Raw genomic sequence first — 12,264 nt, forward strand, 5'->3', positions numbered from 1 at the left:
TTCCGCCGGAAGTGCGTGGCGTGACAGATCCGCTGGACGCGGTGGGCAACACCACCAAGGCCGTGACCAAGGGTTATGCCATCGGTTCGGCCGGCCTGGCAGCGCTGGTGCTATTTGCCGATTACACGCATAACCTCAGCCAGCACCTGGGCGTGGCGCAGGTACCGTTCGACCTGTCCAATCACTACGTGATCATTGGCCTGTTGATTGGCGGCCTGATCCCCTACCTCTTCGCCGCCATGGCGATGGAAGCGGTGGGACGCGCCGCCGGCGCCGTGGTGGAGGAAGTCCGCCGTCAGTTCCGGGAGATCAAGGGCATCATGGAAGGCACCACCAAGCCGGATTATTCCCGCGCTGTGGACATGCTTACCCGCTCGGCGATCAAGGAAATGCTCATTCCCTCCTTGTTGCCCGTACTGGTGCCCGTGGTGGTGCTGTTCCTCTTCAAGTGGCTCGGCGGTAGCGAAGCCGGCGCCCAGGCACTGGGCGGCGTACTGATCGGCACCATCGTCACCGGCCTCTTCGTGGCGGTATCGATGACCACCGGCGGCGGCGCCTGGGACAATGCCAAGAAGTATATTGAAGACGGGAATTTCGGCGGCAAGGGATCCGATGCGCACAAGGCCGCGGTGACTGGCGATACCGTGGGTGATCCGTACAAGGACACTGCGGGGCCCGCGGTGAATCCGTTGATCAAGATCATCAATATCGTGGCGTTGTTGCTGGTGCCGTTGCTTTAAGCGGCGCCTCTTGATTGTAAAAAATGCCCTGGGAGACCAGGGCATTTTTTTGGCTGTCCGGACTTGATAGTTGATGCTCGCCCGGATGGACCACCACCAAAGCGGACCGGGATGACGTGACCGGTTGCGTCCGGCTGATTGCCCTGTGCGTTGCGCATGACCACTCTGCATTCAAAGGGGCCGGACGATGACCCGAGAAAGGACTCTTGCGCTGAGACTGTCGCTCTGTTCGATGCGGCAAACGACGGCGAACTTGTCGTGTGCAGCCACTCGATAACCAAAGACCAGCGGAAAGCCTGAAAGGCGGACATCGGAAAAGTTGTCGCTTTTCGGAATCGATACCTCGCAGCAAAAGCAAACGCCACGATCGAAATCATCCCAAGGCTAAAGAAATGACCACGCGCAAGATCGAAACGATTGATGATCTGAGAAAAAGCATCCCCTACATCCAGGCTTCACTCAAGTTTCGTTTCGCCAACGAGCTCCATGAGCAGATTCAGTCCAGTGGCGAACGTCAGAAGGACATCGCGGAGCGTGCGGGGAAGTCCGAAGCTTATATAAGCAAGGCGTTGCGCGGCGACTCCAACCTGACGATCGAAACCATGGTAGAGCTGGTCCACGCCGCACGTGGAGCGCTGCATATCAAGATTACCGATGCAAGCGATGGTCTGCTCTGGAGCGCTCATTCCGTCCTGCCAAAAGGCAAGAAATCCAAGCCTGCACCGCGCAAGGCTGCCAGGAAAACGCGTACGTCCTGATGCCAGGAAATGACATCTTGATGCATATAGCAGCTACAGATAGGTCATTACCATAACTAATCGGCGGATGAACACACCGGACGTTATCATTACTGGCGGTTATGGTGAGGTCCAATGGTATTTATCGATAACTCGACCTTCTTGATCAAAGTCGACCGACCAGGCTTCTATACCAAAAGATAAGCGACTCTCAAACCACAGCCGTTCCTGGCATGGACTTCTGCATCCCTTTGAGTCAAAACGTACGAATGGCTCGCCAGATGCTTTTTCAACATAAGGTAAGTCGAATCTCGTAATGACACTTGACTTGCTATCCCCCAGCTTCGTGGATTGGTAAGCCGAGTTACCTTTGCTGGAAAGGTAAGTGCAGGAAGAAAAAAAGATGACTATGAGCACTGCTAAAAAAGCAGCTACTTTGACGAATCTCATTGCCACCCCCATACGCAAGCCATCAGCATTTGTCCTGAAAGGTCAATCATTTTGGCGGTTAAATGGCGGCGGAGAGATGGGCTGATGGGGCGAAGTGAACGGCGGGGGAGGGGGAGGAGGAGGATCAAATCGAGTCAGGATATTTTGGAGATCCTTTGGAATTTTCCCGTTCTGTGGAACAGAATAAGTCTGAACGTCGGATTTGGCGGCAACGTTAATTAGTGTGGTCGCAGGGAAATGACTAATCGGAACGGGTACGCCTGCAGCGTTGATAATTAGATCCGTTTTTACGGAACAATTGTCGATTATTGTGGCCGTGTTTTCGCCAAGATTGCTTTTAATAAAATCTACTGCCTTGGTGTCTTGGCGGGCGTAGTAGGAATTACGCTGATAGTGAGGCTTCGAACAGCACTTTGCTCAGCGACATACTGAGTGGTAGAACTTCCAAGTTCCGTGTTCGTGCCATAACTAGCCATGCCATAACCTTCAACCGACGCAGCCACGTGCCCAAATATATTTGTGCTTCCGTCGCGTCGGCCACCCGTAATTACCAAAGTATCCCTTCCATTCGGATCGATATTGGCTATTGGATTGTTGTTGGCATATGCGTAGCGATTGAAGTTGACAGCGTCACTCGCTGTCGGGCTTGTGGGATCAGCACTTAAAAATCGAGCTGTAGCCGGGTCGTAATACCGCGCCTGCATGTATACGAGGCTTGTATCCGGATCATTGATGTGCCCTGTATATCCGATGCCAGTAGGTGGCGATCCCACGGCCTGCCTGCCATACGGAGCGAAATCAAAAGTGGCAATTATGTTGCCTTGTGCATCAGTTTCTGCCAGAGGCGTTCCTTGGGCGTCGGTATACATGTAGGTCACCGTTTCCGGCCCTGCATGCAACCCACAACAATATGGAAGGATTAGCAAACATCCCAGCCGCCGGCTTATGCTCAGCGCTCTCTTACGACTACCCATGTCGCCCCCCGGCTCCCGTTTTCAGTTCTTTCCGCCTACAACAAGTTTTGAGGAAATTTGCCGTGGGCACGCATCAACCATAACGGATCGGGCGGATGAACACACCGGACGTTGCACCCCTCGCCGGGGTCACCATCGCTTCGCGATGGGCGACCCGGGCTATTTCGCTTGCCGGATATGTTCATCCGCTCCCATGGCTCGTAAGGCCGGGCCCTGTTTCAAGAAAGGGTAAGGGTGGCGAGCGAACCAGGGTAGAAAACCGGACAAAGACGGCCGGGCTTACGCCCGCCTGGTCGCCCGCCGTATGACGGTCAGCCTCGGGCCCCGCAGCCATTGCTGCGGGGCCCGATCTTTTTGTCCAGGTTTCTACACCCGGCTGCCGGTACGCCGGCAGCACGCGAATGATCCCGGGTCGTGCGCGGCGATTCCATACGGATTTTCTCAAAGTGACATCGGCACCAACATCCAACGATGCTCAATCACTTTCGGCATCACGCGCGACGCTGCGCAGACTCCGCCGCTTTCCCCACCCGCTCACGATGCGCCGCCTGCTTGGCCCGGTTCCCACACACGGCCATGTTGCACCTGCGCCTCGCCCTGCCACGCGTGTGATCGACAAACAACAGCGTGCAGGCATGACCCTGGCATGCCTTTACGTCGCTGAAGCTCTCCGTCGTCAGCAAGTCCGCAATGCTTCGCGCAATCGGTATCAACAGTGTGTCGGAAGAGCGCCAGCGGCGGCGAGATTCAAAAGCCAATCCAGTGGCCGCATCGGTGCTTGCGCTATCCGGCAGCGGCACGATCTGCCCGTAGGCCTCGTCGCGCGCCAGTATCCGGTTGAGCGGGTCCAGCGCAGCCACCGCATCGCTCGCCAGTGGCTTGCCCATGTGCGGACCAAGTGAGCCTGGTCCAGCCATGACAGCAGGTCCTCGCCGTTGCCGATGAATTCCACGGTGGTGTCGACGGGTACGGCAATGGAGTTCAGGAAATCCAGGCCAAGCGAGTCAGCGCTGCCCTTGCTCGATTCGCACGTCGACGCCGCGAAACGGCGCATCGAACTGGTGGTCTCGCCCTCGGCGCGCGCATCGCTGGCCACGCTTCACCAGATGGAAGCCACGCTTAACGACGGAACCCCGGATTGGCGGGTAGTCATCATCCCGCCACCACGCCCTTTGCCCCCGGTATTGTTCACGCGCGGCTCGGCGGATCTGGGCGTCTCGCAGACGGGCACACTGGAGGACCTGGCCTGGGCCATGCGCCATTGGGGCAGCAACGGCGTGCTGATCGAGGGTCGCGCCAGCAGTGACGGTGATGGCCCGGTCAACCTGGCCCAGGCCCGTGCCGACGCCGTGCGCGGCTGGCTGGAGCAGCAAGGCATCATGGTCACACTGGGCGCCAGCTACCCCTTGCCCGACCAGCAGCGGCGGGAGGACGCCGAAGGCGTGGACGCTTTCCGCAGTGTCTTCGTCCACGTCACCGACGCCCAGCCCCTCGACGCGCCGCGCCACGATCCCTGACTTTCGGCAGGGGGCCTTGCCCCCATGCAAAGCTATGGTCAACCTGTTCACCGTGGGCGGCTGCCTTTAATGCCGTCGCCGCGACCACCACCTGCCTGGGGACAACCTTTGTGAAACGAAGCCACCTCGCCCTCTGGGCCAGCCTTGCGATGACCGGAATGACCCACGCCCAACCTCCCGCCCAACCGGCAGCGCCCGCCCAGGCCGCCAGTGCAAGCACCAGCGACGACGCCTATCTGTGGCTGGAGGACATCGATGCGGCAAAGTCCATGGAGTGGGTCAAGGCGCGCGACGCCGACACGGTAAAGAAATACGGAAGCTCCACCGAGTTCGCCGTCATGCAGGCGCAGTTGCTGGAAGTGCTAGATTCCGAAGCACGCATCCCGATGGTCACCAGGATCGGCGACCACTACTACAACCTGTGGAAGGACAAGGCCAACCCGCGCGGCATCTGGCGGCGCACCACGCTTGATGAATACCGCAAGGACAAACCCGCCTGGGACACGGTGATCGACATCGACGCGCTGGGCAAGGCAGAAAACACCAACTGGGTGTGGCACGGCGCGCAATGCCTGAAGCCTGACTACAAGCGCTGCCTGGTGTCACTGTCGCGTGGCGGCGCCGATGCCGATGTCGTGCGTGAGTTCGACCTCACAACCAAGAGTTTCGTCAAGGACGGCTTCACCCTTCCCGAGGCCAAGAGCCAGGTGGCCTGGCGCGACCTGGACACCATCTACGTAGCCACCGATTACGGCCCGGGTTCGATGACCGAATCGAGCTATCCCCGCATCGTCAAGGAATGGAAGCGTGGCACGCCGCTCTCTTCAGCCGCCCTGGTGTATGAGGGCAAATCCACTGACATGTCGATCTCTGCATTCCGCGATCTCACCCCGGGATTCGAACGCGATTTCGTGCAGCGCGCGCTGGCTTTCTACGACGATGAGCTTTACCTGCGCGGCAAGGACGGCAAGCTCGCCAAGGTCGACGTGCCCGACGACGCGGTCACCGACGTCCAGCGCGAATGGCTGCTGGTGCAACCGCGCACGCCCTGGAAGGTCGGTGGCAAGACCTACCCTTCAGGCTCGCTGCTGGTGACGCACCTGGACGACTACATGGCGGGCAAGCGCGAGATCACCGTGCTCTTCACGCCTAACGAGCACCAGTCGCTGGCTGGTCATTCGTGGACGAAGAACCACCTGATCGTCACCGTGATGAACGATGTGGTGAGCCAGCTCACCGTGTATACCCCGCCCAAGGATGGCAAGGGCGCCTGGACACATGCACCCCTCGGCGGTGCGCCGGCATTGTCCTCGATCGACGCCTCGGGCATCGATGCTGACGACAGCGACGATTACTTCCTGGTCTCCAACGGCTTCCTGCAACCGGCCACGCTCTACTACGGCACCGTCGGAGGCACGCAGGAGGCGATCAAGCACGCTCCGGTGTTCTTCGATGCCTCGGGCCTCCAGGTGAGCCAGCACTTCGTGAAGTCAAAGGATGGCACCCGCGTGCCGTACTTCCAGATCTCGCCCAAATCGATGAAGCTCGATGGCAGCCATCCGACGCTGGTGTACGGCTACGGCGGCTTCGAGATTTCGTTGGAGCCGGCGTACTCCGGCGGCATGGGCCGGGCGTGGCTTAGCCATGGCGGCGTATACGTGATCGCCAACATCCGTGGCGGCGGCGAGTACGGCCCGCGCTGGCACCAGGCGGCACTGAAGGCGAACCGCCCGCGTGCGTACGAGGATTTCGCTGCTGTTTCCCAGGACCTGATCGACCGCAAGGTCACATCGCCCAGGCACATGGGCATGATGGGCGGCAGCAACGGCGGCCTGCTGGCCGGCAACATGCTCACGCTCTACCCGCAGCTCTACGGCGCCGTGGTGAGCCAGGTGGCCCTTCTGGACATGAAGCGCTACACCCACCTTTCCGCCGGTGCTTCCTGGATGGCCGAATACGGCGACCCGGACAAGCCGGCAGAGTGGGCTTTCATCCAGAAATTCTCGCCCTACCAGAACGTGAAAGCCGGGGTGAAGTACCCGCCCGTGCTATTCACCACCTCCACCCGCGACGACCGTGTGGGCCCGGTGCATGCCCGCAAGATGGCGGCCAAGATGCAGGATATGGGCTATGACGCCAGCTTCTACGAGAATATCGAAGGCGGCCATGGTGCTGCGGCGGACAACAAGCAGTCGGCCTTCATGAATGCCATGGGTTACAGCTTCCTGTGGGATCATCTGAAGTAGTCCCAGGCGCTCCCCTGCAGCGAGAAAGCCGCCTTCGGGCGGCTTTTTTTTTGCACCGCGTCTGGACACGCGGTACGCAGCGGTGCCACCGTTATCACTGCCGCCTGTCTTCGTGGTTAGCCATGGATCATTTCGCCCCCTCGCGCCGTCACTTCATGGGCCTGCTTGGTGTCACAGCGGCGGCCGCATTTGCCCCGCTGCGGGCGACCGATGTGCGGCTGCCATTCGACAACGGCGAGCGGCTGATGGTCGACGGGTTCGAAGGCAAGGGACCGATGATCCTGCAGCGTACCCGGGCACCTTTGCTGGAGACGCCGTTCGAGGTCTACGACCGCGGACTGATCACGCCGGTCGATCGATTTTACGTGCGCTGGCACACGGCCAGTACGCCACGCCAGATTGATGTCTCGACCTTCCGCCTGAACGTGCATGGTCATGTCGAACGTGAACTTTCCCTCACCCTGGCAGACATAGCTTCGCTTCCAGCCAGGGAGGTCACCGCGGTAAGCCAGTGCGCGGGCAATTCGCGCGGTCTGTTCGATCCTCGCGTGCCCGGTGCGCAGTGGGGTAACGGAGCGATGGGCAACGCCGTGTGGCGTGGGGTTAGCCTGCGCCAGGTGCTCGATCGCGCTGGCTTGAAAGCAGGCTCGGTGGCGATCCGTTTTCGTGGGCTGGATGCCGCGCCACCCCAATTTGGTAAATCGCTTGGCGTGGACGTCGCCCGAAACGACGACGTCCTGCTGGCCACCCACATGAACGGTCAGCCGTTGCCATGGGTCCACGGCTTTCCGTTGCGCCTGGTGGTGCCCGGTTGGTTCGCCACCTATTGGGTGAAGACCGTCAGCGACATCGAGGTTCTGAACGTTGAAGACGACAACTACTGGATGGCCAAGGCCTACCGCGTGCCGGGCACGCCTGACGGCAACACCACACCCGGGGCGTCTGCGGGTGCCACCACACCGATCAGCACCATGCCGCCGCGTTCATTCGTCACCAACCTGCGTGATGGCGACCGGCTGCGCGCCCATCGCCTGCAAGTGATCCGCGGAATCGCCTTCAGCGGCAAAGCGGCCGTCCGTCGCGTCGAATGGTCAAACGACGGCAGCAGCTGGCACCGCTGCTCCTTGGACACTGAAGGCGGCGCTTACGGATTCCGCCGCTGGCACGCCCAGATGCCGGTAGGATCCCCCGGCCAGCAACGACTGCTGGTGCGTGCCGCCGATGCCGCGGGCAACGTGCAACCGCTCACGGCGGGCTGGAACCCCGGTGGCTTCATGCGCAATGCCGTGGAATCGCTGAACCTGGTGGTCACATGAAAGCCTCCCTGCTGGCCTTGGGGCTCGCCATTGCGCCCATCACCGTGTCGGCGCAGGTGGCAGAACCACCGTTGCCGTTGATGGGCGCGCCGCCCTCCGCGGCAGTCTGCACGGCCTGCCATTCATCGGAAATGATCGACTACCAGCCGCGCCTGACCATGGCCCAATGGCGCGCTACGGTACTGAAGATGAAGGCCGCGTATGGCGCCCCGGTGGCCGACAAGGACGTCGACGACATCGCCAAGTGGCTTGCCTCGCGCCAGGTGAACGCCGGTCAGGCTGCTGCGGGGTCGCGCCGATTGCCGTAAACTGGCTGTTTTCCGCGCTTTCCAAGGACATCCCATGGGCCTCCACCTGGTCGCCGCCGGCCGTAACGTGCCGGACGAAATCAACGTCATCATCGAAATCCCCAAGGATGCCGAGCCCGTCAAGTACGAGGTGGACAAGGAAAGCGGCGCGATCTTCGTCGACCGCATCCTTTCTACGCCCATGCGTTATCCCTGCAATTACGGCTACGTGCCGGGCACGCTGGGCGGTGACGGCGATCCGCTGGACGCGCTGGTGATCCTGCCGTTGCCGCTGGTACCGGGCTCGGTGATCCGCTGCCACCCGGTGGGCATGCTGAAGATGACCGACGAAGCCGGCGCCGACGAGAAGCTGGTGGTGGTTCCGGTGGACAAGGTGTTCGCCGGCTACGCCCACATCAAGGACATCAAGGCCGTGTCGGGCCATTGGCTGGAGCGCATTGGCCACTTCTTCGAGCACTACAAGGATCTTGAGAAGGGCAAGTGGGTCAAGATCGATGGCTGGGTCGGCGCCGAAGAGGCCAAGGCGGAGATCATCGCCGGTGCCAAGCGCTACCAGGACGACAAGGGTCCGAAGGGCGTCTGAGTTAGCCGCGCTTGAGCAGTTCGCGAAGATCGATCAACGCCGCATTGGCGCGGGATACGTAGTTGGCCATCACCAGCGAGTGGTTGGCAAAGAAGCCGAACGGCGAGCCATTGAGAATGATGGGGCTTGCGACCGGCTTCTGGGCTTCCTCCAGTTCACGGATCACCTGTTGCAGGCCGACGTCGGCGTTCTTGTCTTTCAATACCGGGCCGAAATCCTTCTGGAATGCACGCAGCTGCACCAGCAGCGTCCAGGTGTAACCGCGCGCTTCATAGAAGTTGTCGTCGATCTTCGACCATGGCGTCTTGATCATCTTGCCGCCGTCAGGCGCGGTGGTGACTTCCACCTTGTCGGCCTGGTCGGGGCTGGGCACGGTGTCCAGGCGAATCTGCCCCACGCTCGCCGACAGCCGCTGCGACAACGATCCCAGCCGGCCTGAGGCCACCTGCAGGTAGTCGGCCAGGTTGTCGGCACGGGCATAGAAATGCGCGTTGCCTTCGTCCTTGTCGCCCAGGCGTTGCAGGTAGCCTTCCAGGTGGTCCACGGCCTTGCGCAGCTGGCTTTCGGTGCTGGGCAGGAGCCAGCGGTCGTTGGGAGAATTGAGCAGCGGATCGGCCTCGGCAAGATCCGGATCTTCGGTCGACTGCGTCTGGGAACGGCTGAAATCGTTGCGCAGGGCACGGACGAGGTCACGCGAGGCGGTGAGCGAGCCGAATTCCCAATTGGGCATGTTGTCCATGAACACGCCGGGGGGAAACTTGTCGTTGCTGAGATACCCGCCGCGCTTGTCCATCAGCGAATCGACCGAATCGATCAGTGCCACCGTAGTGGTGGCACCGGCATTGACCGGCTGCTTGAGCTCCGTGGCACGGGCCGCCGCGGCTTTCACCGGGTCGAAGGATTCAGGCTCCTTGTCCCACCACCACATCATGGCCAGATCCACCACCACCAGCGCGATGATCAGTGCCAGGACGGTACGGATCAGCCCCGTACGGCGAGGACGGGAGGACGTGGGCGTGGTGGCATCCATGACGGGCGCTCCGGTAACGGGTTCGGACCTTGAGTCTAATACGCAGGCGCCGCGAGGAATTCCAGCGGTCAGCCATGGCCCATAACCTCAAGGAACGACTAGCGGGGACCGTAGGCCCGCATGAACATGTCTACGGCAGCCGCTGCCGTGGCACTTACTTCTTCGGCGAACTCGTATTTGCAGTCTTCGCAGCCGAACAGGCGGCGCAGCACCATGTCGCCCTTGAGCAAGGCCAGGAACTGGCCCGATGCGCGAGGTACGTTGTCGATCTGCAGCTCGCCATCGTCGACGGCACCTTGCAGCAGCTCAGCCACCAGTTTCTGCATCCGCGCCGGGCCCTCTTCCCATACCAGGCGACCGAAGCGGGGGTTGCCCTGCTGGCAATCGGACATGATGGCGCGGAAGGCACCCACGGTATCGGCGTTGGTTTCAGCCAGCGCGTGGCGCTGGGCGATTTCGGTGAGGATGTCGCGAATGCTCACTTCCGGCCGCTTGGTGAAGAGCTCGGCAGGCAGTTTGGCCTGCACGTGGGCCCGGATAACTTCGCGGAAGAGGTTGTCCTTGTCGCCGAAATGGCTGTAGACAGTGAGCTTGGACACGCCGGCCGACGCCGCCACGGCGTCCATGGAGGTACCGTTGAAGCTGGACTGGGCGAACAGGTTGCGGGCGGCGTCCAAAATGAGCGCACGCTTCTCCATGTCCTTGGGGCGACCGGGGCCCTGCGGCTTGGGTTTGAGGCTGGCGTTCATGGGTGCACCTTCACAAGCAGACGTCTCAAGTTTATTATACGCGGCGGTTCAGTATTTTGCAGGTCGGGCCGAAAGCGATCAGCCTTACGATGGTTTCGTATGTTCTGGCGCCCGGCCGCGGGGGCAAGTGCCTGCGGGCCGGCGGTTAAGCTGCGGGTGGGCATGTGACGCAAGTCAGGGGCGTCCGGTGACTTCCGGCACTTCGGTCACGAACCCCGAACAATAATGCTTGCGATTGTCGCTTCGGCGCTAAGCGCTTATGCTTTCAGACCTTTTTACCGCGCATCAGGACACTCCCATGGCGATGAATTTCGAACAGGCCCGCACCAACATGGTGGAAAACCAGGTGCGCCCCTGGGAAGTGCTGGACATGCGCGTCCTGGACGTCCTTTCCAGCGTCCCCCGCGAGGATTTCGTCGATCCAGCCCACCGAAACCTGGCTTTTGCCGACCTCAGCCTGCCCCTGGGCCATGGCGAGGTGATGATGAAGCCGGTCGTGGAAGGCCGCGTGCTGCAGGCGCTTGAGCTCCAGCCGGACCACCGCGTGCTTGAGATCGGTACCGGCGCAGGTTTCCTTACCGCGTGCCTGGCCCGCCTGTCGGCGCATGTCACGTCGGTGGACATCCATCCGGACTTCACCAGCCGCGCCGCCGAACGGCTGGCCCGGGCTGGGATCACCAACGTCACCCTGGAAACCGCCGAAGCCGTGCTTGCCTGGCAGCCGGGCGGCGTATTCGACGCTGTCGTGGTCACCGGTGCCACGGCCGAACTTCCTTCCCGTTTCATCCACTGGGTCAAGCCCGGCGGCCGCCTCTTCGCCATTCTTGGTCAGTCGCCCGCGCAGAGCGCGGTGCTGGTGACGCACGAGGGCGAGGGGCGGCAACGCAGCGAATCGCTGTTCGAAACTGATTTGCCGTACCTGGCGCATGCCGCGCCGTCGCGTCAGTTCGTGCTTTGAACCACCCGTTTTCAAATACCTTTTAAATATCACCCGAAGAGGCACACCATGCGTTTGAAGCTCCTGACCCTGGCAATGGCCCTGGCCGCGGCACCGCTGACCAGCCATGCCGAGGATCTGCTCGACGCGTATCGGCAGGCCCGCGCGAACGATCCCACCCTTGCCCAGGCTGATGCCCAGCGCCTTGGCCAACACGAAACCGTCGTGCAGAACCGCGCACTGCTGCTGCCGCAGGTGGATGCGAGTTTGTCGCTGAACCAGACGCAGAGTGCGGGTAATCAGCCGACGGTCATCACCGACGCTCTCGGCAATCCGGTCGGTACCTCGCCCAACACGGGCTGGGTGCGCGCACGCAGCCAGTCGCTGAATGTCAGCCAGTCGGTGATGGACTTCAGCCTGTACGCCAACCTCAAGGCATCGCGCTCGCTCGATGCCGCGCAGGAAGCCAGCTACCAGGCATCCCTGCAGCAGTTGGCCACGCGCACGGCCACTGCCTACTTCCAGGTGCTGACCAACATGGACGCGCTGGCCTTCGCCAAGGCCAACGAACAAGCGCTGGCTCGTCAGCTTGAGCAGGCGCAGCAGCGCTTCGACGTCGGTCTGTCTGCGATCACGGACGTGCAGGACGCCAAGGCCCAGCACGACACGTCGGTCGC

14 protein-coding genes and 1 pseudogene are annotated in these 12,264 nt (G+C 61.4%); 10 read left to right on the top strand and 5 right to left on the bottom strand.

Annotated features, from left to right (window positions below; all coding sequences use genetic code 11):
- From VK519_RS00355 to VK519_RS00365, 3 genes are all read left to right on the top strand, one after another.
- A partial coding sequence (locus tag VK519_RS00355; protein WP_324346564.1) for a sodium/proton-translocating pyrophosphatase occupies positions 1-740 on the top strand: 740 nt, incomplete at its 5' end.
- Positions 741-1,132: 392 nt separating this feature from the next.
- Positions 1,133-1,498, top strand: a complete 366-nt coding sequence (locus tag VK519_RS00360) for a helix-turn-helix domain-containing protein (protein WP_324346566.1) — start codon at positions 1,133-1,135, stop codon at positions 1,496-1,498.
- A 364-nt stretch (positions 1,499-1,862) separates the two neighbouring features.
- Positions 1,863-2,012, top strand: a complete 150-nt coding sequence (locus tag VK519_RS00365; protein WP_324346568.1) for a hypothetical protein — start codon at positions 1,863-1,865, stop codon at positions 2,010-2,012.
- Positions 2,013-2,274: 262 nt separating this feature from the next.
- Here the strand turns inward: VK519_RS00365 and VK519_RS00370 are convergent, their stop codons facing one another.
- From VK519_RS00370 to VK519_RS17885, 3 genes and pseudogenes are all read right to left on the bottom strand, one after another.
- Positions 2,275-2,796: an RHS repeat-associated core domain-containing protein gene (locus VK519_RS00370; RefSeq protein WP_324346570.1), complete on the bottom strand. Its 522-nt coding sequence runs from the start codon at positions 2,794-2,796 to the stop codon at positions 2,275-2,277.
- 596 nt (positions 2,797-3,392) lie between these two features.
- Positions 3,393-3,614: a CGNR zinc finger domain-containing protein gene (locus VK519_RS17880; protein WP_524538965.1), complete on the bottom strand. Its 222-nt coding sequence runs from the start codon at positions 3,612-3,614 to the stop codon at positions 3,393-3,395.
- A 15-nt stretch (positions 3,615-3,629) separates the two neighbouring features.
- A pseudogene (locus VK519_RS17885) lies at positions 3,630-3,955 on the bottom strand (ABATE domain-containing protein); the annotation flags it as partial.
- On the opposite strand from VK519_RS17885, the gene VK519_RS00380 reads away from it, so the two are divergent.
- From VK519_RS00380 to ppa, 5 genes are all read left to right on the top strand, one after another.
- Positions 3,837-4,418, top strand: coding sequence for an OmpA family protein (locus VK519_RS00380; RefSeq protein WP_324346573.1), 582 nt, complete (start codon positions 3,837-3,839; stop codon positions 4,416-4,418). The pseudogene VK519_RS17885 and the gene VK519_RS00380 overlap by 119 nt on opposite strands.
- Positions 4,419-4,567: 149 nt before the next feature.
- Entirely contained in the window at positions 4,568-6,664 is a 2,097-nt protein-coding gene (locus tag VK519_RS00385; protein ID WP_414692663.1) for a prolyl oligopeptidase family serine peptidase, read from the top strand.
- A 122-nt stretch (positions 6,665-6,786) separates the two neighbouring features.
- Positions 6,787-7,980 (top strand): molybdopterin-dependent oxidoreductase, encoded by a 1,194-nt coding sequence (locus tag VK519_RS00390; protein WP_324346575.1) that lies wholly within the window; start codon positions 6,787-6,789, stop codon positions 7,978-7,980.
- A complete protein-coding gene (locus VK519_RS00395) occupies positions 7,977-8,288 on the top strand; it encodes a hypothetical protein (protein WP_324346578.1) in 312 nt (103 codons plus the stop codon). Before VK519_RS00390 ends, VK519_RS00395 begins: the two co-directional genes overlap by 4 nt.
- 34 nt (positions 8,289-8,322) lie before the next feature.
- Positions 8,323-8,871, top strand: coding sequence for an inorganic diphosphatase (gene ppa / locus VK519_RS00400; RefSeq protein WP_324346580.1), 549 nt, complete (start codon positions 8,323-8,325; stop codon positions 8,869-8,871).
- 1 nt (position 8,872) lies between these two features.
- Here ppa and VK519_RS00405 read toward each other — a convergent pair whose 3' ends face one another.
- Both VK519_RS00405 and VK519_RS00410 read right to left on the bottom strand, forming a co-directional pair.
- The gene (locus VK519_RS00405; protein ID WP_324346582.1) at positions 8,873-9,901 is read right to left on the bottom strand and encodes a DUF2333 family protein; all 1,029 of its coding nucleotides are present in this window, start codon (positions 9,899-9,901) and stop codon (positions 8,873-8,875) included.
- A 98-nt stretch (positions 9,902-9,999) separates the two neighbouring features.
- Entirely contained in the window at positions 10,000-10,650 is a 651-nt protein-coding gene (locus tag VK519_RS00410) for a TetR/AcrR family transcriptional regulator (protein ID WP_324346584.1), read from the bottom strand.
- Between the two features lie 298 nt (positions 10,651-10,948).
- Here VK519_RS00410 and VK519_RS00415 point away from each other — a divergent pair, with 298 nt between their 5' ends.
- The gene (locus VK519_RS00415) at positions 10,949-11,608 is read left to right on the top strand and encodes a protein-L-isoaspartate O-methyltransferase family protein (RefSeq protein ID WP_324346586.1); all 660 of its coding nucleotides are present in this window, start codon (positions 10,949-10,951) and stop codon (positions 11,606-11,608) included.
- A 48-nt stretch (positions 11,609-11,656) separates the two neighbouring features.
- A partial coding sequence (locus VK519_RS00420; protein WP_324346588.1) for a TolC family protein occupies positions 11,657-12,264 on the top strand: 608 nt, incomplete at its 3' end.

It is taken from the genome of Pinirhizobacter sp., from assembly GCF_035317885.1.
GTDB lineage: Bacteria > Pseudomonadota > Gammaproteobacteria > Xanthomonadales > Rhodanobacteraceae > Pinirhizobacter.

What these genes read in the sequence shown, in the direction of transcription:
- VK519_RS00360 (WP_324346566.1), top strand. Translation starts at nt 1,133, where the DNA reads ATGACCACGCGCAAGATCGAAACGATTGATGATCTGAGAAAAAGCATC.
- VK519_RS00370 (WP_324346570.1), bottom strand. Translation starts at nt 2,796, where the DNA reads ATGTATACCGACGCCCAAGGAACGCCTCTGGCAGAAACTGATGCACAA.
- VK519_RS00385 (WP_414692663.1), top strand. Translation starts at nt 4,568, where the DNA reads ATGACCGGAATGACCCACGCCCAACCTCCCGCCCAACCGGCAGCGCCC.
- VK519_RS00390 (WP_324346575.1), top strand. Translation starts at nt 6,787, where the DNA reads ATGGATCATTTCGCCCCCTCGCGCCGTCACTTCATGGGCCTGCTTGGT.
- VK519_RS00395 (WP_324346578.1), top strand. Translation starts at nt 7,977, where the DNA reads ATGAAAGCCTCCCTGCTGGCCTTGGGGCTCGCCATTGCGCCCATCACC.
- ppa (WP_324346580.1), top strand. Translation starts at nt 8,323, where the DNA reads ATGGGCCTCCACCTGGTCGCCGCCGGCCGTAACGTGCCGGACGAAATC.
- VK519_RS00405 (WP_324346582.1), bottom strand. Translation starts at nt 9,901, where the DNA reads ATGGATGCCACCACGCCCACGTCCTCCCGTCCTCGCCGTACGGGGCTG.
- VK519_RS00410 (WP_324346584.1), bottom strand. Translation starts at nt 10,650, where the DNA reads ATGAACGCCAGCCTCAAACCCAAGCCGCAGGGCCCCGGTCGCCCCAAG.
- VK519_RS00415 (WP_324346586.1), top strand. Translation starts at nt 10,949, where the DNA reads ATGGCGATGAATTTCGAACAGGCCCGCACCAACATGGTGGAAAACCAG.